Genomic DNA, 17446 nt, shown 5'->3' with positions numbered 1-17446 from the left:
GACGCTCCGGCCCGGGTGGACCACTGAATCGGCAGCATCAGCAGCAGCACCGGAAGAAGGAGAAGTCCGATGAAGCCTCCCGGCATACGCCGCGGTCGCAGGATGCTGGCCCTCGCGGTCTGTGTGACGGCGGTCGCGACCACCATGGCCTGCTCCAGCGCGCAGGACAAGGGCGACTTCGCCCTGGTCGCCGACAGCGGTGGCGGTGACGACGGCGGTGGTGGCGGCGCCGAGTCCGTCACCCTGATCCAGCAGCCCTGGGTCGACCTCCAGGCCGAGAACGAGATCAGCAAGCAGATCCTGGAGGGTCTGGGCTACTCGGTGAAGGTCGACGAGGTCTCGGTCGAGCTCGGCGCCCAGGCCATGTCCACCGGCGACGCGGACGCCTACCTGGGTAACTGGTGGCCCTCGCAGGAGCCCACCTACGGCGACCTGATCGACGCCGGTGACGTGGAGGTCGCCAGCACGATCCTCGAGGGCACCGAGTACGCCCCGGCCGTGCCCGCCAAGACCGCCGAGCGCCTCGGCATCACGTCCCTGGCCGACCTGGACGAGCACGGCGACGAGTTCGGCCGCCGGATCTACGGCATCGAGGCCGGTTCCCCCGGCAACGAGACGATCCAGAAGGCCATCGACGACGACGCCTACGGTCTGGGCGACTGGAAGCTGGTGGCCAGCGGTACGGCGGCCATGCTGACCCAGGTGCAGAAGGCCGACTCCTCCGGCAAGGCCATCGTCTTCCTGGGCTGGAGCCCGCACTGGATGACCGTGGACTTCGGCGCGACGTTCCTCGAGGACCCGGACAAGGTCTGGGGCGGCGCCGGTGAGATCCGCACCGTGTCGCGCAAGGGCTGGGCCGCGGACAACCCCAACATCGCGGCCTTCCTCAAGAACCTGACCTTCACCACGGACGAGGCCGGCCAGTTCTACTACGACAAGGACAAGGACGGTAAGTCCCTGCCCGACATCGCCAAGGCCTGGATCAACGACAACCCGGACAAGGTCCGGGAGTTCCTCAAGGGTGTGCAGTCCAGTGACGGTCAAGACGCGGAGTCGGTGATCCTCAAATGATCGAGGGCAAGGGACTGAGCAAGGCCTACGGGCTGAGCGACAGCGCGGCCCGCCGGGCGCTGGCCAGTGACGACCCGGCCGCCGCGGTGGCCCGGGCCGGTGGCTACCTCGGTGCGCACGACGTCAACTTCACCATCGAGACCGGCGAGATGTTCGTCGTGATGGGACTTTCCGGTTCCGGCAAGTCCACCGTGCTGCGCATGATCAACCGTCTGAACGAGCCGAGCAACGGCCAGCTGCTCATCGACGGCGAAGACATCGTGGGCATCCCGGACTCCCGGCTGCGGCAGATCCGCAACGAGAAGATCGGCATGGTGTTCCAGCACTTCTCGCTCTTCCCGCACCGCACGGTGCTGGAGAACGCCGCGTACGGGCTCAAGGTGCGCGGGATCTCCAAGAGCGAGCGGTTCGAGAAGGCCGACGCGGCGCTGCACCGGGTCGGGCTGAACGGGCGGGGCTCGAAGTACCCGCACGAGCTGTCCGGCGGTATGCGCCAGCGCGTGGGCCTGGCCCGGGCGCTCGCCGTCGACCCGCCGATCCTGCTGATGGACGAGCCGTTCTCGGCTCTCGACCCGCTGATCCGCCGCGACATGCAGGACCTGCTCATGCAGCTGCAGGCCGAGGACAAGCGCACCACCGTCTTCGTCACGCACGACCTGAACGAGGCCATGCGGATCGGTGACCGGATCATGGTGATGCGCGACGGCAAGGTCGTGCAGACCGGCGCCGGGGTCGAGATTGTGGCCCGGCCCGCCGACGACTACGTCAGCGAGTTCGTGGCCGACGTCGACCGGGCCCGGGTGCTCACCGCCACCGACCTGATGCGCCCGGCGCTGCTGACGTTCGCGGTGGACGAATCACCCCGGACCGCGCTCACGAAACTGGCCGACAACGAGGCCAACGGCGCTTTCGTGCTCAAGGACGACAGGCACCTGCTCGGCGTCGTCACCGACACCCACCTGCACGAGGCCATCAGCCGCGGGCAGAAAGACCTGTCCGGCGCGGTCACGAAGGATTACCACGCCGTGAAGCCGGACGCCGTGATCGGCGACTTCATGCACCTGGCCGGCCGTCAGGTCGTGCCGGTGACCGTCGTCGACGAAGACGGCAAGCTGGCCGGCGTCGTGCCCCGCGCCGCGATCCTGTCCAGCCTGTCGAGTGTTCCCGAGGTCCGAGAGGAGGCGACCGTCAATGCCTGATCTGAAGATCGGTCAGTACGGCGAAGATGTCATCCGGTGGTTCCAGGAGCATTTCGAAGGGCTCTTCGACTTCCTCACCACCTGGCTGAGCCACCTGCTGCGCTGGACCTACGACATCGTGGCCGGGCTTCAGCCCGTGCCGATGACGATCGTGTTCGCCGTCGTCGCCCTGGTCATCACCCGTCGCATCGGGCTCACCGCTCTGCTCGTGATCGGCCTGCTGGTGGTCGACTCGATGGGCCTGTGGTACGAGACCATGCAGAGCCTGGCCACCGTGCTGGTGGCCACGATCATCGCGCTCGCCATCGGTATCCCGGTGGGCATCTGGTCGGCGTTCAACCCGGTGGTCCGGGCGATCGTGGCCCCGCTGCTCGACTTCATGCAGACGGTGCCGACCTTCGTGTACCTGCTGCCGACGGTGCTGTTCTTCGGCATCGGCGCGGTGCCGGGCATGATCGCGACGATCGTGTTCGCCGCCCCGCCCGCCGTGCGCCTGACCCAGCTCGGTATTCGCCAGGTCGACCCCGAGACCGTCGAGGCATCAGCCGCTTTCGGAGGATCCCGCTGGGAGATCCTGCGAGAGGTGCAACTTCCGCTGGCCCGGGCCTCGATCATGGCCGGCGTCAACCAGGTGATCATGCTGGCCCTGTCGATGGTCGTCGTCGCCGGTCTGGTCGGTGGCGAGGGCCTGGGTGGCATCGTGGTCTCCTCGGTGCAGAGCCTGGCGATCGGTGACTCGATCGAAGGCGGCCTGGCCGTGGTCGTCCTCGCGATCTACCTCGACCGCGTCTCGGCCGCGCTCGGCGGTCAGGGCCGGGGCAACCCGTCCTGGTGGCCCAAGCGCAAGGCGTCCGAGGGCCTCGAGCAGGCCCAGGTCCAGCCCGCCGAGGCCCGTGAACTGGCTGCTGTGTGATCTGACTCCGCCACATAATGAGGGACGCCTACCAGCCCGCGGGCTGGTAGGCGTCCCTCATTCTGTGGTCAGTCCTACCGGCCGATCTTGTGCCGTCGGTCGGGATTCTCGAAGTAGTAGCGGACGGTGCGGTAAGCAGGAACCGTCTGGCTGCGGAACGTAGCGGCCGGGCAGACGATGCGCGGCAGTGTCCTGACATCGTCACCGAGCCGGCCCAGGGAACTGCGGGCCCGAAGATCGGCGGTCAGGGCGAATTCGATGACGAACGACGGGGCCGGACCGTTCCGGGCACGCACATCGGTGATGGTGTCCCAGGGTGTGAACTGATCGGTCAGACCGGTCCGGTGGTAAACGCCACTCGGCGTCAGCACCAGTGCTCCTCGGCCGCGTCGAATGATGAACAAGCACAGCCACAGCAGGAAACCGGCAACGACGAAGCAGACGACAACGAGCAGAAGGCTGCGGGGGACATCCCGGCGGATCAGGGTCACTCCCAGCGCAATCGCGGCGATGGCCGTCATGGCAAGGGACGGCAGAACCCAGACGAACAAGCGTGACGAATGAAGAAAGGCAGTTCCCGGTTCACCGATGTCGTTGACACCCGTCCGGGAGGATCGGAAGAGACTCGGATCTGTCGCATCCCGGTGAGGAACTGAGCCACGAAGTGGGCGAGGTAGCAGGCGCTCGTAAGGTAGGCGAAAGCCTGCCCGAGGTCACCGTCATGCACTCTGTTGACAGCCAGCGCCAGGAAGAGCAACGTCAGCAGAGACGTGATGAAAGACGCATTGATCGTGGCTCTCGAGCGGACCGGGCGTGGCCAGTCCCTGGGCGCGTCCTGCGTCACGTACACGGTGGTCATCCTCTCAAGAACAGACGGGTAGGGTCCGAAGCCCGTGGTCACCCTTCCCCGGCCACCACGAGCCCGTTCTCGTAGGCGAATACCACGGCCTGGACGCGGTCGCGCAGCCCGAGTTTCAGGAGCAGGTTGCTGACGTGGCTCTTCACCGTGGCCTCGGTGACGTGGAGGTGGGCGCCGATCTCCGTGTTCGAGAGGCCCTTGGCCAGTAGGCGCAGGGTTTCGTGCTCGCGGGCCGTCAGCTTGTCGGCCCGGGCGGAGGCGACGATCGGGGCCCCGCGCCGGGCGAAGGTCTCGACCAGGCGCCGGGTCACGGTGGGGGAGAGCAGCGAGTCGCCCTGGTGCACCACCCGGATCGCCTCGACGAGTTTCTCCCGGGAGGCATCTTTCAGTAGGAAGCCGGCGGCGCCCGCCCGGATCGCGCCGAACACGTACTCGTCCTCCTCGAACGTGGTGAGGACGAGAACCCTGGTTCGGCCGAAAGCCTCGGTGATGGTCCGGGTGGCGGCGATGCCGTCGGTGTGTGGCATGCGGATGTCCATGAGCACGACGTCGGGTTTCAGATGCCGGGTCCGGTCCACGGCCTCGTTGCCGTCCGCCGCCTCGCCGACCACCTCCAGATCGTCGAAGGCGTTCAGTACCAGGCGAAGTCCCAGGCGGACGAGTTCCTGGTCGTCGGTGAGGAGGATGCGGATGCTCATGTCCGGCGGGCTCCGGTTCGGGTGGGCTCCGGCTCGGGTGGCAGGACGGCGGCCAGGCGGAATCCGGCCGCGGTCGGGCCGGCCTCCAGGTGCCCACCGGCTGCGGCCACACGTTCACGCAGGCCGGGGATCCCGCTGCCGGTCCCCGGGCTCGGGGCGGGGGGCCGTGGCCGTCCGTCGTCGGTCACCGAAACCTCCAGTCGGCGTTCACCGAAGGTGAGCGTGACCGCGACGGTGCCGGGGGCGTCCGCATGTCTGGCGGCATTGGTCAGCCCTTCCTGGACCACCCGGTAGACCGTGAGTTCGGTTGCGGCCGAGTAGTTTCCCGGTTCGCCGACGGTGAGCAGGGTGACGGGCGTGCCGGTGCGACGGTGCTGCTCGACCAGGGCCGGTAGCTGGGCGATCGACGGGGCGGGCGCCAGGCCGGACGACGCCCCGGGCCCGTCCTCCCGCAGCACCACCAGCATCTGCCGCAGCTCGGCAATGCTCTGTTCCCCGCTCCGCTCCACCTGACGCAGGGCCTCTTCGGCCAGGTCCGGATCTGCGCGCAGGGTGTCGCGGGCCCCGCGCACGCCGAGCAGCATCACGGTGACGGAATGGGCCACGATGTCGTGCAGTTCGCGGGCGATCGCGGTGCGCTCGGTCTGGGCGGCGAGACGGGCGATCTGCTGGTTGCGATCCTCCAGCGTGGCCAGGTAACGCAGGTAGCTACGGGTGTTGGCGCCGACGGCCCAGGCGATGACGGGAACCGGGATCGCGCTGATCGAGCCGATCTGGAGCACCAGTGCCGTGACGGCCAGGGCGGGCAGGGCACGTCGGCGTTCCCGGTACAGCGCCACCAGTCCCATCGCGACCAGGGCCGGGGCGCCACCCGGATAGCTGTTCGCCGCCGCGAGCACGGCTTCCAGCGTGAGGATCAGGGCGAGCATGACGAGCGGGGCGCGGCGGTGGAGCAGGAGCAGGAGCCCCGCGCACCCGGTCAGGGCCAGGGTGAAGCCCGGTGGGGGAGTGCCCGGGGCCCCGAGACTGTCTGACAGCAGGCCGATCTCGATGCCGGTGGTTCCGATCACCAGGGGGAGGTCGAGGAGGAGAGCCCGTCGGCGCGGGCCGAGGTGGAACCGGTCGGCGAGGCCGGGAAGTCCTGTCGCGATGCCGGTTGCGGCCCGCTCCAGGAACGGCGCGGCGCTCGTCGTCATGCCAGGTCCCGCCACCTCTCGCAGATCAGCGCGGCCATCACGCCGACCACGCTCCAGGCCGTCAGCACCAGGCCGGCCTGGGGCACGGTCAGCGTGGTGTGGTGGGTCATGCCCGAGAGTACCGAGGCCGCGCCGAAGGGCGTCAGGTTCGCGAGGCCCTCGTTCACACCGCCGAGCAGAGGCACGACGGCGAAGTCGAGCACGAGCGCGGTCACCACCCCGGCGATCTGGTTGCGGATCACAGCGCCGAGTGCCGCGCCCAAGACAGTCGCCAGCACGGACGCCGCCAGGTTGGCGGCCACGACGTCGCGCACGTCACCGGTGCTCAGTGGCTCGCCGGGCATGTCGCCGACCAGCGGGAGCGCGATCGCGACGGATACCGCGGAGGTGATCACGCCGAGCGCGAGGCCGGTCGCGGTGTGGACCAGGATGCGCAGGGCCAGCACGGTCTGGCGGGCCCGGCCGGAGGCCAGCACCGCGGGAGCCGCGGTGCGGTGCCGGTACTCACCCGCGACACCGACCAGCCCCCAGACGAGCAGTAGCACGGGCAAGCAGGTCAGGGCCTCCTTCTTCTCCGGCAGCGAGTCCAGGTCACCGGACGCGGCCCCGACCACCAGTGCATTGAGCGCCCCGAACCCGGCGCTGACCAGGACGAAGGCGTAGAGCGTGCGGGTGGTGAGGGTCTTGCCGAGTTCACCGCGCAGGATGCCGATCATGATGCGCTCCCGTCCACGAGGCTGAAGAACAGGTCTTCCAGCGAGTCGGGGCGGGGGCCCTGGTGCAGAATCCGGCCCCGGTCGATCACGATCACGTCGTGCACGGTCCGGTCCGCCTCGCTCAGCACATGGCTCGACAGCAACACCGTGCCGCCGTGGGAAGCCCTCTCGTGCAGCAATTGCCGCAGCCACCGCATCCCGGCCGGGTCCAGCCCGTTGACCGGCTCGTCCAGCACCAGCACCGGCGGATCGCCCAGCAGCGCCGCCGCCAGGCCGAGCCGCTGGCGCATGCCCAGCGAGTAACCGCCCACCCGACGCCGGGCGGCGTCCTGCAGACCGACCTCGGTGAGTGCCTCGTCCACCCGTTGACGCGGCAGTCCCGCGATCCGCGCGAGGGAGAGCAGATGGGCCCGGCCGGTGCGGCCGGGATGGGCACCGCAGGGTTCGATGTACACCCCGACCTGCCGTGCTCCCGGGGTGCCGAGCGGCCGGCCGTTCAGGAGCGCGCGCCCGTGGGTCGGCCGGGCCAGGCCGGTGAGGAGTTTCAGCAGGCTGGTCTTGCCCGCGCCGTTGGGCCCGAAGAACCCGGTGACGGCCCCGGCCCGCACGCCGAACGACACGTCGTCGACCACCGTGCGGCGGCCGTACCGTTTCGTCAGTCCTTCGGCCTGGATCACTGCTGTCGATGTCATACCGTCCAGGCTGATCTCGACGACGGGTGCGTCTCTTCGGCCGCAGGACGGATATCCGTCTGCGACCCAGGGACGAGAAGGAGGGGACCATGGGCTGGCCACGGATCGACGGGCTGCGGACGATGGAGATCGGCACGCCGGGGGCGATGCGCAAGGAGCTGACCGGGCTGGTGCTGGCCGGGCCGAAGCGGGGCACCGCCGGGCTGCTGTCCGAGTACGCGGACGAGGGTGAGGAACTCGAGCGGGTCGGCGAGGTGATGGTGCTCGTCGACGACGACATCACCGAGATCGGGCGGATCCGGATCACGGCGGTGGACGTGGTGGCGTTCGGGGCGGTCAGCGACGAGTTCGCGCGGTCGGAGGGGGAGGGGTACGCCGGCCGGCGGGAGTGGGCCGTGGCGCACCGGGCGTTCTGGGAGCGCGGTGGGAACGCGATCACCGACGCGACCCCGGTCGTCTGCGTGGGATTCGACCTGCTCTGAACCCGTCCGGGAGGGTCTTGCGAACCTGGGCAATCCGGCCACTGCGACGTAGTGTGAGGGCGCGGGCCGGAGCGTGGGGAGATCGCGGATGAAGACGTCGGCGTGGGTGTGGGTGTCGTGCGTGGTGGCGCTGTTCGTCGCGGCCGGGCTCGCGTTCGCCGGGAACCTGTTCCCGGCGGCGATCGTGCTGTTCCTGATCGGCGGGATTCTGGTGGCTTACCGCCCTTAGAAAAGGGAGGGGATCAGGAGCACGATCAGGGTGAGGATCAGGCCGGCCCCGCCGAGCTTCATGATCTGCTGTCGCTGCTCCTCGGTGGGCACGTAGCCGCGCCGCGACTGCTTCACCGCCGTGATCACGACGCGCAGCGTCAGACCCATCACGACGACGGCGGCGATCAGGACGATGATCAGGAGTACGGCTTCCAGCACCCGCTCAACTATAGGTCAGCAGCTCCTGCGCCAGAGCGGGCGTCAGGCCGCGCTGCAGCCCGGCCTCGAACGACGGGGCCAGGCTGCGGGCGAAGGTGGCGGTGATGTGGTGGTCGTCGCGGTAGACCAGCAGGCTGCCCAGCACCGCCGGGCAGGTCGTGGCCGAGCAGAAGTGGCTGGTCAGGTCGATGACCGGCACACCGCTGCGCTCGGCTGCGGCGCTGACCACCCCGGCGCCGCCCAGCACCTGTTCGCGTGGCCGGGAGCAGACGTCCGGACGGCCGGGGTGGGCCTGCACACAGGCCGCCGCGTCGAAGCCCATGCGGGGCGTCTCCGCGACGGTCACCACCGGGATGCCGGCGGCCTTCACCCGGTTGATCCGGGTGCTCAGGCCCCGCACCATCTCCGCCCGGTTGGCGGCACCCTTCAACGGTTTTCCGTTCACCATCGTCGGGTAGTGGTCCAGCTCGGTGGTCACCACCAGGGCGGGCCGCAGCGCGAGCACCCGCTGCAGGGCCGAGGCGTTCCAGCTGATGCAGGTGCGGTACTCCTTGCCCACCCGCACCCGGTGGATGTCGGAGAAGGCGCACCCGGACTTCGTCATGGTGATCAGCTTCCAGTGGTGCCGGGCGGCGAGGGCCTGGAGCGTGGGCACCCACTGGGCCGTCTTGGAGTCCCCCACCGCGACGACCAGAGGAGAGCCGTCGGTCGCGGAATCGGCGAAGACGCACGGATGCACCACGGTGCCCCGATAGCCCGAGGCACAGCCCCGGGCGTAGAGGTCACCCGCGTCCTTCTTCGCCTGGGCCGGGTCCGGCGTGATCGCCACGCCCGGGGAGGCGCCGGACAGTGGCCGGGCGTCCGGGGCACAGGCGGTCAGGACGAGGATCAGACCGAGCAGGCCGACGGCACGCGCGACGAACCTGGTCATGCGCGGTGTCGTCCTCCTGGATCGGGGTTCCGGCCGGAACCCAGTGTGGAGGATCGGGCGAGCGCGTCAATTCGGGTGAAGGCCGCGCCACCACGTCAGTAGGCGTGTCCCGGGTAGGTCAGATAACCCTTGTCGCCGCCCGTGTAGTAGGTCTCCTCGTCGGCCGTCGCCAGCGGCAGCCCGGCCCGTAGCCGCTCCACCAGGTCGGGGTTGGCGATGAAGGCCCGGCCGAAACTGACCAGGTCGGCGCCCCGCTCCAGCCAGTACCCGGCGGACTGCCCCGCGGGATTGACGATCAGCGCACCCGGCCAGGTCTGGCGCAGCCCGATCAGGGTCTCCTCGTGCGTGCTCGCCACCAGGTGCACGTAGGCCAGGCCGAGCGGTGCCAGTTCGGAGAGCAGCGCCGTGTACATCTGCGGGATGTCCTCCTCGACGGCGTCCCAGATCCCCGCCCCGGGGGAGAGACGGATGCCGACGCGCGACGCCCCGATCGCGTCGACGGTCGCGGCGACCGCCTCGACGGCGAAACGGATGCGGCCCGTGATGGAACCGCCGTAGACGTCGGTGCGGTGATTCGCGCTGCTGGAGAGGAACTGGCCGATCAGGTAACCGTTGGCGCCGTGCAGCTCGACCCCGTCGAAACCGGCCTCGACAGCGTGGCGGGCGGCGTCGGCGAAGACGAGGGCCTCGGCCGCGGCCTCCGAGGTACTGAGCGCCCGCGGCACCGGGGCCGGTAGCAGGCCCTTCGGTGTGAAGATCATGGTGTTGCGGGCGGCGACGGCCGAGGGGCCGACCGGCTGCACCCCCGAGGTCTCCTCGTGGCTGATCCGCCCGCTGTGCATCAGCTGGGCGAAGATCCGGCCGCCGTTGGTGTGCACCGCACCGGTGACCTGCTTCCACGCCTGGACCTGGGCAGCGTTGTGCAGGCCGGCGGAGAGCGGGTTGGCCTGCCCCTGGAGACTGGGTTGCACGCCGTCGGAGATCAGGAGTCCCGCGGTGGCCCGCTGCGCGAAGTAGGCCGCCATCGAGGGCGTGGCCAGGCCCTCGGGGTTGGAGCGCACGCGGCTCATCGGGGCCATCACCAGGCGGTTGGGCAGACGCAGGCCGGACAGGTCGAAGGAACTGAAGAGATCGTTCGTCATGCCGAGGACCGTAGAAGCTGACGTTGGTGTCAGGTCCAAGCGGGCGTGAGCTACATCACGGCCAGCAGTGAATCAATCACGTCGTCCAGCCGCGCCCGCGCCGTGAGTAGTTCGCCGACCCGGTGGTCGAGCTGCTCGCGCACGGTCTGCAACCGGCCCAGTCTCTCCCCGTACGCGGCGGTCCCGGTCTCGCGGTGCGGGCAGACCTCCAGGATGGTCTGGCTGGACAGCCCGGCGGCGTAGAGGTTCTGTATGACGCGCACCCGTTCGACACTGGACTCCGGGTACTCTCGGTGCCCGCGTCCGTTGCGCGACGACTCCAGCAGTCCCTGCTCCTCGTAGTAGCGCAGGGCGCGCACACTCACCCCGGCCCGCTGGGCCAGCTCACCGATGGCGATCATCAATATTCCTTGCGGGGTGAGGCTTCGGAGATCCAATGGTGGACGTCGATGTCAGGTCCCAGCGTAACCCCGGGTTCTGCGGGGCCACCGTCTTGTTCGTGATCAGGCTGGGGGATGGCACGATCACGAACGAGGGCCTGAGGTCAGGTGTGCCGGGCGAGGCTCCAAGGACCCAGGAGGCCGGTGTACGGCTTCGCCGGTGGACGCGCGAACTCGCCATGCTTGCCCGTGCTGAGCCCCAGCCGCACCAAGGACTCGGTGAACACGGTCGCCGCCGCGACCCCGTCCACCACCGGCGCCCCGATCACCGCCGAGATCTCGGCGCACAGATCGGCCATCCCGGCACACCCCAGCACGATCGCGTCGGAGCCGTCGGCCTCCAGCGCCCGCCGGCACTTCTGGGTGATCACCGAGCGGGCGGCCGGATCGGTCTCCAGTTCCAGCACCGGGATCTCGCAGCTGTGCACGCCTCGGCAGCGCTCGCCGAAACCGTAGGCCCGGGCCAGGTCCCAGGCCCGGCCGGTGGTACGGGCCAGCGTGGTGACCACGCTGAAACCGCGCCCGAGGAACGAGGCCGCGTGCATCGCGGCCTCGGCGATCCCGATCACCGGTCCCTGCGCCAGTTCCCGGGCCGCGTCCAGCCCGGGGTCGCCGAAACAGGCCACGACGTAACCGTCGGCCTCGCCGCGGGCGATCTCGGTCAGCAGTCCGGGCACGGCCAGGGCCTCGTCGTAGTGGCTCTCGATCGACACCGGCCCGGTCGCCGGGTTCACCGCCTCGACGACCGTGCCGGGTGAGGCCGCCGCCCGGGCGGCCCTCCCGATCAGGCCGGTCATCGAGACGGTGGTGTTCGGGTTGACCACCCGCAGGATCATGCGCGCAGGGCCTGCTGGGTGGCTGAATTGATGCGCCCGGCGATGACGTAGTAGGCCACGAAACCGATTCCGCACCCGATGAACCAGCTGTAGTCGCTCACCCACAGACCCGCGTCCACCATTTTGGGCACGATCACGGAAGCGATCGAGAAGGCACCGGCGAGCACCGTGGCGATCACCGCGTCGGGATTGTAGCCACCGGCATACCAGTACCTTCCGCTCTCCGACAGGGTGAACAGGTCGTCCACCACTACCCGCTGGTTGCGCAGCAGGTAGTAGTCCGCGATGAGCACGCCGAACAGCGGGCCGATCAGGGCGCCGAGCACACCCAGCGTGTAGTGGATGGCGTCGTCGTTGTCGTACCAGTTCCACGGGGTCAGGATCACCGAGCCGACCGCCGCGATCATGCCGCCCATCCGCCAGCTGATCCGCTGCGGGCTGACGTTCGAGAAGTCGAAGGCGGGGGAGATGAAGTTGGCGACGATGTTGATGCCGATCGTGGCGGTGGTGAAGGTCAGGGCGCCGAGCACGATCGCGAAGGTGTTGTCGATGCGCGAGACCGTCTCGACCGGGTCGGTGATCAGCTCACCGAACACCGGCAGGGTGGCGGCCGCGGTGACCACCGTGAGGATGGAGAACACCAGGAAGTTCACCGGCAGGCCGAGGAAGTTGCCGCGCTTGACCGCATCGAAACTGCGCCCGTACCGCGAGAAGTCGCCGAAGTTCAGCATCGGCCCGGAGAAGTAGGAGACCACCAGGGCGATCGCCGAGAGCATGGTGGTGACCACGTTCCAGCCGGTCAGATTTTCCGACGACAGGTTCAGCGACACGTGCCATTGCGACTTCCACAGCAGGTAGCCGCAGAGCGCGAACATCACCACGTAGACGGCCGGTCCGCAGAAGTCGATGAACCGGCGGATGCTCTCCATGCCCATCCAGAACACGCCCGCCTGGAGGACCCAGAGCAGGGCGTACGTGCCCCAGCCGAGGGTCGAGAGCCCGAGGAAGCCGTGTTGCGAGGCGTCGGCATAGGGCGCGAGACCGTCGAACAGGCGCACCAGCACCACGTCGAGCGCGGCCGAGGCCAGGTAGGTCTGGATGCCGTACCAGGCCACCGCGATCGAGCCGCGGATGATGGCCGGGATGTTCGCGCCCTTCACACCGAACGGCGCGCGGCAGATCACCGGGTACGGAACCCCGGACACCTGGCTGGGTTTCGCCACCAGGTTGCAGAAGAACTGGACGATGACGATGCCGACGACCAGCGAGACGAGAACCTGCCAGGAGGTCAGGCCGAGCGCGAAGAGGCTGCCCGCGGTGACGTAGCCGCCGACGCTGTGCACGTCGGACATCCAGAACGCGAAAATGTTGTACGTGCCCCACTTCTGCTCGGCCAGCGGCGCGAGGTCGGCATTGGTGAGGCGGGGGTCGTAACCGTCTTTGATCAACGGCACACCGGCCGGATGATCGGGGGTCAGGTGGACTGAGAGGTCTTCGGCCATGGTCTGCTCCCGGCGGGCATCAGGGGGAAGGGGCCCTGATGACGCTAGGCGCGGATTGTTGCTGGCCGATGACGCAGTTCATATATCTTCCCCGTCGGGGTCGGCCAGCAGTCCCGCCCGCTCCGGCAACACCGCGATCACGGATTCCAGGCGCTGATGATGCCGCGCGGCCACGTCGAGCAGCGCGTCACCGTCGCGCGCGACGAAGGCCTCCAGCATGGCAGTGTGTTCCCCGTGCAGGAGTTCCCGGGCCGAGGGTTCCAGCCAGCGCATCGGCTGGAACGGCTCGGTGACGTTCCACGCCGACTCGAACATCCGCAGCAGGCGCTGCATCCGGCAGGGAATGATCAGCGCCAAGTGGAAGTGCCGGCTCTCCCGGTGATAACTGCGCGGGTCCCAGTCGGTCTGGAGCGCCTCGAGCGCCGCATGGGCCCCCCGGGCGGCGACCACGTCGTCCTGCGTTGCCGTCTCGATCGCCGCCCGCAACGCCGCTGACTCCAGCACCCCACGCACCAGGTAGATCTCGGCCAGCTCGCGGCGGGTCAGCTGCGCCACCACGTAGCCGGCGTTCGGCCGGTGCGCCACCAGGTTCTCACCCACCAGCGTCTTCAGGGCCTCGCGCACCGGGATCGGGCTGACCCCGAACAGCGCCGCCACCTCGGCCAGCGGGATCGGGGTACCGGGCGGCACCCCGCCGTCGAGGATCACGCGCCGCAGCTCGTCGAGGATCACCTGCTGCGGGCTGCCGGTCCGGCGTGGCTCGAGCTGGTCGAGCAGTGCTGAACGCCGTCCGTGGCTCATCCGCGCACGGTATCGGGGTGCGGGGGTGCCGGGGGACGCCGGTCACCGGTGCCCGAGCGGGTCACCAGGGCCTCGCCCAGGTCTGACTGCCGGTAGAGCACCGACCGGCCGGACCGGTCGGAGGTGAGCAGCCCGGCGTCCCGGAGGGCGCGCAGATGCTGGTTGACGGCGGCCGGGGTGGTGCGGCGGCGGGACGCGAGTTCGGTGGACGAGGCCGGTACCGCCAGCTCGGCCAGCAGTTCGGCCCGGACCCGGCCGATCAGGGCGGACAGCGCGCGGGTCGAGACCGGGGGTGTGGGCTGCCAGAGCGTGCCCACGCCCCGGGCCGCGTAGATCACGTGCGGCTCCTCGGTGGACTGGGTGGGGGTCATCGCGGTGCGGGTGAAAGCGGTGGGGATCAGTGTGAGACCACTGCCGTCGGTGCTGCGGGTGAACCCCTTCGACGTGCTCAGGCGGATTTCCAGGACCCGGTCGCGCAGCCGGATCGTGGGGGAGAGACCGTCGAACATCCGGGCCGAGCCGTGCCGCACCATCTCCCGGCCCCGATGGGCCACGTCGGCCTCCAGCAGCTGCCGCAGGCGGGGCCAGTACGGTTCCAGGCAGGCCTCCCAGTACTCGCGCAGGGCTGCCACAACCCGGCGGCGCACACTCGACGGGCGCCCGGACACCGCGGCCGGCAAGCCCTTCGGGTGTACCACGGCGAGGTCGTGCAGGAAGCGTCGGGGCGGTACGTCCGCCAGCGCGTCGAGCTGCTGATCGATGTGGGACAGCGGCTGGTGCGGCCGGGAGGTGAGCAGATCGGGCAGCCAGAGCCGGTCGTTGGTCATCGCCAGCAGCACCTCGTCGTCGAGACCGGCGCGTGCCGCCTGGGTCTCGCGGATCCAGTTCAGATGCAGCGGGTTACGGCCGGGATCGCGGAAACTCTTCAGGGAGAGGGCCAGTTCGTTCAGTGGGGAGACCGCGAACCGGACCTCGGCGAGGTCCATCGGGGCCAGGACGTACCTCGTCATCATGAAGCGCAACGCTATATCTATTCCCTATGGCCCGGATGCCCTGAGAGAACTGCGGCATGCACCGGCTGATCCGATTCCTGCGTCCCGACCACCTCACCACCCGGGCCCTCACCGCGGCGACCATGGCGTCCGCCACCGCGAACGGCGTCTTCTACACCGTCAGTGCGCTGTTCTTCACCCGGGTCGCCGGGCTGCCCGCCACCACGGTCGGGCTGGGGCTGACCATCGCCGGAGCAGTCGGCGTCGCCGGGTCTTTCGGGGCCGGACGGGCGTGTGACCGGTTCGGTGCCCGGCGCGTCCTGCTGATCGCCACCGCCGGGCAGGCACTCGCCCTGCTGCTGTACACCGGCGCCCGGGAGACCCTGTCCTTCACCGTGATCGCCTGCGCCGCGGTGGGTCTGCGGGCCGTGCAGGGAACCGCGCGCCAGACCCTCTTGGCCGTGGCCTTTCCCGGGCCGGACCGGGTGGCCGTGCGGGCCCGTCTGCGCGTGGTGACCAACATCTTCATCGGTCTGGGAGCGGTTCTCGGGGGAGCGGCCCTGATCGTCGACTCGACGTACGCCTACACGACGGCACTGGTGGCGGTCGCGGTCCTGTCCGGCCTGGCCTGCCTGCCGATCCGGGCGCTGAGCACACCCGAGGCGGTGACGCTTCCGCGGCGGGCGGGAGAGGGATCGCCGCTGCAGGACCGCCGCTACCTTCTCGTCACCGGCCTCAACAGCCTGATGGCGATGCAGTTCGGCCTGAGCAACGTGGGGCTCCCGCTGTGGGTGGCCTTCCACACCGAGGCGCCCACGGTCACGGTCTCCGGTCTGTTGCTGCTGAACACGGTGCTCGTCGCGCTGCTCCAGGTCCGCGTCGCCCGGGGAACCGACGACGTCGTCACCGCGGCGAGAGCCGTGGCCCTGGCCGGGGTCCTGCTGGCCCTCGCCTGCGGGCTCTACGCCGGCGCGGGGTGGGTGGGCGCGGCCGGGGCGGTGATCCTGCTGGTGCTGGCCGCGACGGTGCAGGCCGTCGCCGAGATGCGGGGCGAGGCCGGCAGCTGGGGCCTGGCCTTCGAGCTGGCCGACCCACGGCGTCCCGGCGCGTACCAGGGCGTCAGTCAGACCGGGTACGCCCTCGGAGCCATGCTGGCACCGCTCGTGATCACCGCCACCGCCATCGATCACGGCACGGTGGGCTGGGCGGTGCTGGCCGGGATGTTCGTGGCCGCCGGAGGGCTGACTCTTCTGGTGGTGACGTCGACGCCGCGCCCTTCCTCGCTCGTGATCAGGCCGACCATCGCCGAATCGGCATGATCGCGAAGGGATCAGAACAGCGACATCTGCCCGGCGTCGGCCAGGGCCGCGGCCTTCCGGGACGCCCGGTTGCCCAGGGGACGGGGCAGGGTGATCACCCGGTCGGGAGGCGCGGCCGGCCGGCGCGGGCCCTGACCGTAGACACGCTCGCCGTACCAGGACGGGGGTTCGCCGCCGGTGAGCGACCACAACGAGCCGCCCAGCCGGATGTCGCGGGCGCGCAGCGTGCCCTGAAGACGCTCCTGGTCGAGCGGCAGGGCCATCGTGGCGATCTTCGGAATGCGCAGGTCGCGCCGGAGCTCCATCAGGTGCTGGTTGCGCGCGACGTTGGCCCGGGCCTCCTCACCGGCCAGCGCCGCCGTGGCGGCCGGCCCGATCAGGGCGGCCACCTCGTCCTCACGCCCCTCGTCGAGGATCTCGTAGACCCTCTCGACCGTGTCGAACTCGGCGAGCAGCTTCGCGGCGCGCTTGGGGCCGACGCCGAAGGCGCCGGGCAGGTTGTCGGAGGCGTCGCCCCGCAGGGCCGCGAAGTCCTTGTACTGGTCGGGCCGCACGCCGTACTGCGCCTGCAGCCCCTGCGGGTCGATCAGCGGGGAGCCGTCGATGCCCCCGTTCATCACCCGCAGCACCGAGGTGTTCTGGTCGACCAGGGCGAACATGTCGCGGTCGCTGGTCACGACGGTGGCCTGCCAGCCGTGCTTGCGGGCGGCCCGGGCCGAGGAGGCCATCACGTCGTCGGCCTCGTAACCCTTCGGTACCACCACGGTGACACCGGCCGCGGCCAGGAAACCGGGAGCGGCGTCGAGCTGGAGGCAGAGATCTTCGGACTTCTCCGGGCGATGGGCCTTGTAGCCCTCGTAGTCCCCGCGCCGCACCGACTCACCGGCCGAGCAGTCGAAGCCGACCACCAGCGCGTCGGGGCGCAGCCGGGCCGAGGCCGTGGCCAGGAAGCTGATGAGACCCTTGAGCGCCCAGATCGGCGCGCCGTCGGCATCGCGCAGATCTCCCTGCGACATCGCGTGGTGAGCGCGGTGCAGGAGGCTGTTGCCGTCGACAGCCAGCAGCAGGGGTACGGGCACGCGTTCCAGGATGCCGCCTGGATCCGGTCCGCGCACGCATCACCGGGCAAAATCTCGAACGAGTGTTCGACCGTGTGCACAGCGTTGTGAGCCATGCCACTTGTTGCTGGGGGAAACGGCCGGAGCGTCTCACCGGGCCCTGTGGCAAA

At 69.7% G+C, this 17446-nt stretch carries 20 protein-coding genes; 6 read left to right on the top strand and 14 right to left on the bottom strand.

Annotation, left to right across the window (positions count from 1 at the left end):
- The first annotated feature begins 69 nt into the window (after nucleotides 1-69).
- Genes QSK05_RS32895 through QSK05_RS32885 form a run of 3 tightly spaced genes read left to right on the top strand, consistent with a single transcriptional unit; the run spans nucleotide 70 to nucleotide 3183 of the window.
- Nucleotides 70-1071, top strand: coding sequence for an ABC transporter substrate-binding protein (locus tag QSK05_RS32895; protein WP_285601307.1), 1002 nt, complete (start codon nucleotides 70-72; stop codon nucleotides 1069-1071).
- Complete coding sequence (locus QSK05_RS32890) at nucleotides 1068-2270, top strand: quaternary amine ABC transporter ATP-binding protein (RefSeq protein WP_285601306.1); 1203 nt, start codon at nucleotides 1068-1070, stop codon at nucleotides 2268-2270. Before QSK05_RS32895 ends, QSK05_RS32890 begins: the two co-directional genes overlap by 4 nt.
- The gene (locus QSK05_RS32885) at nucleotides 2263-3183 is read left to right on the top strand and encodes an ABC transporter permease (RefSeq protein ID WP_285601305.1); all 921 of its coding nucleotides are present in this window, start codon (nucleotides 2263-2265) and stop codon (nucleotides 3181-3183) included. Before QSK05_RS32890 ends, QSK05_RS32885 begins: the two co-directional genes overlap by 8 nt.
- A gap of 74 nt (nucleotides 3184-3257) precedes the next feature.
- Here the strand turns inward: QSK05_RS32885 and QSK05_RS32880 are convergent, their stop codons facing one another.
- The 5 genes from QSK05_RS32880 to QSK05_RS32860 form a co-directional block, all read right to left on the bottom strand.
- Complete coding sequence (locus tag QSK05_RS32880; RefSeq protein ID WP_285601304.1) at nucleotides 3258-3704, bottom strand: hypothetical protein; 447 nt, start codon at nucleotides 3702-3704, stop codon at nucleotides 3258-3260.
- 376 nt (nucleotides 3705-4080) lie between these two features.
- The gene (locus QSK05_RS32875; RefSeq protein ID WP_285601303.1) at nucleotides 4081-4740 is read right to left on the bottom strand and encodes a response regulator; all 660 of its coding nucleotides are present in this window, start codon (nucleotides 4738-4740) and stop codon (nucleotides 4081-4083) included.
- On the bottom strand, nucleotides 4737-5936 hold the full coding sequence (locus QSK05_RS32870; RefSeq protein WP_285601302.1) for a sensor histidine kinase: 1200 nt from the start codon (nucleotides 5934-5936) through the stop codon (nucleotides 4737-4739). The genes QSK05_RS32875 and QSK05_RS32870 overlap by 4 nt, the downstream gene beginning before the upstream one ends.
- Nucleotides 5933-6652 (bottom strand): hypothetical protein, encoded by a 720-nt coding sequence (locus QSK05_RS32865; protein ID WP_285601301.1) that lies wholly within the window; start codon nucleotides 6650-6652, stop codon nucleotides 5933-5935. The genes QSK05_RS32870 and QSK05_RS32865 overlap by 4 nt, the downstream gene beginning before the upstream one ends.
- Nucleotides 6649-7344, bottom strand: a complete 696-nt coding sequence (locus QSK05_RS32860) for an ABC transporter ATP-binding protein (protein ID WP_285601300.1) — start codon at nucleotides 7342-7344, stop codon at nucleotides 6649-6651. Before QSK05_RS32860 ends, QSK05_RS32865 begins: the two co-directional genes overlap by 4 nt.
- 89 nt (nucleotides 7345-7433) lie before the next feature.
- Between QSK05_RS32860 and QSK05_RS32855 the strand changes: the two genes are divergently transcribed.
- The gene (locus tag QSK05_RS32855; RefSeq protein ID WP_285601299.1) at nucleotides 7434-7826 is read left to right on the top strand and encodes an ASCH domain-containing protein; all 393 of its coding nucleotides are present in this window, start codon (nucleotides 7434-7436) and stop codon (nucleotides 7824-7826) included.
- 88 nt (nucleotides 7827-7914) lie between these two features.
- Nucleotides 7915-8055, top strand: a complete 141-nt coding sequence (locus QSK05_RS32850) for a hypothetical protein (protein WP_285601298.1) — start codon at nucleotides 7915-7917, stop codon at nucleotides 8053-8055.
- On the opposite strand, the gene QSK05_RS32845 is transcribed toward QSK05_RS32850, so the two are convergent.
- The 8 genes from QSK05_RS32845 to QSK05_RS32810 all read right to left on the bottom strand — a co-directional run bounded on the left by QSK05_RS32845 (nucleotide 8052) and on the right by QSK05_RS32810 (nucleotide 14920).
- Nucleotides 8052-8255 carry a hypothetical protein gene (locus QSK05_RS32845; protein ID WP_285601297.1) on the bottom strand — a complete coding sequence of 68 codons (204 nt, stop codon included), beginning with the start codon at nucleotides 8253-8255 and terminating at the stop codon, nucleotides 8052-8054. The genes QSK05_RS32850 and QSK05_RS32845 overlap by 4 nt on opposite strands.
- A 4-nt stretch (nucleotides 8256-8259) precedes the next feature.
- Entirely contained in the window at nucleotides 8260-9186 is a 927-nt protein-coding gene (locus QSK05_RS32840; RefSeq protein WP_285601296.1) for an SGNH hydrolase domain-containing protein, read from the bottom strand.
- 95 nt (nucleotides 9187-9281) lie between these two features.
- Nucleotides 9282-10328, bottom strand: a complete 1047-nt coding sequence (locus QSK05_RS32835; protein WP_285601295.1) for an alkene reductase — start codon at nucleotides 10326-10328, stop codon at nucleotides 9282-9284.
- 50 nt (nucleotides 10329-10378) lie between these two features.
- Nucleotides 10379-10729 (bottom strand): MerR family transcriptional regulator, encoded by a 351-nt coding sequence (locus QSK05_RS32830; protein ID WP_285601294.1) that lies wholly within the window; start codon nucleotides 10727-10729, stop codon nucleotides 10379-10381.
- A 143-nt stretch (nucleotides 10730-10872) separates the two neighbouring features.
- Nucleotides 10873-11604, bottom strand: a complete 732-nt coding sequence (locus QSK05_RS32825) for an aspartate/glutamate racemase family protein (protein ID WP_285601293.1) — start codon at nucleotides 11602-11604, stop codon at nucleotides 10873-10875.
- A complete protein-coding gene (locus QSK05_RS32820; RefSeq protein ID WP_285601292.1) occupies nucleotides 11601-13106 on the bottom strand; it encodes an NCS1 family nucleobase:cation symporter-1 in 1506 nt (501 codons plus the stop codon). Before QSK05_RS32820 ends, QSK05_RS32825 begins: the two co-directional genes overlap by 4 nt.
- Nucleotides 13107-13184: 78 nt before the next feature.
- Entirely contained in the window at nucleotides 13185-13907 is a 723-nt protein-coding gene (locus QSK05_RS32815; protein WP_285601291.1) for a GntR family transcriptional regulator, read from the bottom strand.
- Nucleotides 13904-14920 (bottom strand): ArsR/SmtB family transcription factor, encoded by a 1017-nt coding sequence (locus tag QSK05_RS32810; RefSeq protein ID WP_285601290.1) that lies wholly within the window; start codon nucleotides 14918-14920, stop codon nucleotides 13904-13906. The genes QSK05_RS32815 and QSK05_RS32810 overlap by 4 nt, the downstream gene beginning before the upstream one ends.
- A gap of 56 nt (nucleotides 14921-14976) precedes the next feature.
- Between QSK05_RS32810 and QSK05_RS32805 the strand changes: the two genes are divergently transcribed.
- Entirely contained in the window at nucleotides 14977-16218 is a 1242-nt protein-coding gene (locus QSK05_RS32805) for an MFS transporter (protein WP_285601289.1), read from the top strand.
- Between the two features lie 11 nt (nucleotides 16219-16229).
- Here the strand turns inward: QSK05_RS32805 and QSK05_RS32800 are convergent, their stop codons facing one another.
- A complete protein-coding gene (locus tag QSK05_RS32800; RefSeq protein WP_285601288.1) occupies nucleotides 16230-17297 on the bottom strand; it encodes a 5'-3' exonuclease in 1068 nt (355 codons plus the stop codon).
- Nucleotides 17298-17446: the final 149 nt, after the last annotated feature.

Origin of the sequence: Kineosporia sp. NBRC 101731 (genome assembly GCF_030269305.1) — a bacterium.
GTDB lineage: Bacteria > Actinomycetota > Actinomycetes > Actinomycetales > Kineosporiaceae > Kineosporia.
Note: the sequence above shows the minus strand (reverse complement) of the source record. Positions and strands in the feature narration are given on the sequence as shown.

Coding starts and splice junctions, on each gene's coding strand:
- QSK05_RS32855 (WP_285601299.1), top strand. CDS start 7,434: ATGGGCTGGCCACGGATCGACGGGCTGCGGACGATGGAGATCGGCACG.
- QSK05_RS32840 (WP_285601296.1), bottom strand. CDS start 9,186: ATGACCAGGTTCGTCGCGCGTGCCGTCGGCCTGCTCGGTCTGATCCTC.
- QSK05_RS32860 (WP_285601300.1), bottom strand. CDS start 7,344: ATGACATCGACAGCAGTGATCCAGGCCGAAGGACTGACGAAACGGTAC.
- QSK05_RS32850 (WP_285601298.1), top strand. CDS start 7,915: ATGAAGACGTCGGCGTGGGTGTGGGTGTCGTGCGTGGTGGCGCTGTTC.
- QSK05_RS32815 (WP_285601291.1), bottom strand. CDS start 13,907: ATGAGCCACGGACGGCGTTCAGCACTGCTCGACCAGCTCGAGCCACGC.
- QSK05_RS32810 (WP_285601290.1), bottom strand. CDS start 14,920: ATGATGACGAGGTACGTCCTGGCCCCGATGGACCTCGCCGAGGTCCGG.
- QSK05_RS32865 (WP_285601301.1), bottom strand. CDS start 6,652: ATGATCGGCATCCTGCGCGGTGAACTCGGCAAGACCCTCACCACCCGC.
- QSK05_RS32885 (WP_285601305.1), top strand. CDS start 2,263: ATGCCTGATCTGAAGATCGGTCAGTACGGCGAAGATGTCATCCGGTGG.
- QSK05_RS32805 (WP_285601289.1), top strand. CDS start 14,977: ATGCACCGGCTGATCCGATTCCTGCGTCCCGACCACCTCACCACCCGG.
- QSK05_RS32825 (WP_285601293.1), bottom strand. CDS start 11,604: ATGATCCTGCGGGTGGTCAACCCGAACACCACCGTCTCGATGACCGGC.
- QSK05_RS32870 (WP_285601302.1), bottom strand. CDS start 5,936: ATGACGACGAGCGCCGCGCCGTTCCTGGAGCGGGCCGCAACCGGCATC.
- QSK05_RS32895 (WP_285601307.1), top strand. CDS start 70: ATGAAGCCTCCCGGCATACGCCGCGGTCGCAGGATGCTGGCCCTCGCG.
- QSK05_RS32890 (WP_285601306.1), top strand. CDS start 1,068: ATGATCGAGGGCAAGGGACTGAGCAAGGCCTACGGGCTGAGCGACAGC.
- QSK05_RS32875 (WP_285601303.1), bottom strand. CDS start 4,740: ATGAGCATCCGCATCCTCCTCACCGACGACCAGGAACTCGTCCGCCTG.
- QSK05_RS32830 (WP_285601294.1), bottom strand. CDS start 10,729: ATGATCGCCATCGGTGAGCTGGCCCAGCGGGCCGGGGTGAGTGTGCGC.
- QSK05_RS32880 (WP_285601304.1), bottom strand. CDS start 3,704: ATGACGGCCATCGCCGCGATTGCGCTGGGAGTGACCCTGATCCGCCGG.
- QSK05_RS32835 (WP_285601295.1), bottom strand. CDS start 10,328: ATGACGAACGATCTCTTCAGTTCCTTCGACCTGTCCGGCCTGCGTCTG.
- QSK05_RS32820 (WP_285601292.1), bottom strand. CDS start 13,106: ATGGCCGAAGACCTCTCAGTCCACCTGACCCCCGATCATCCGGCCGGT.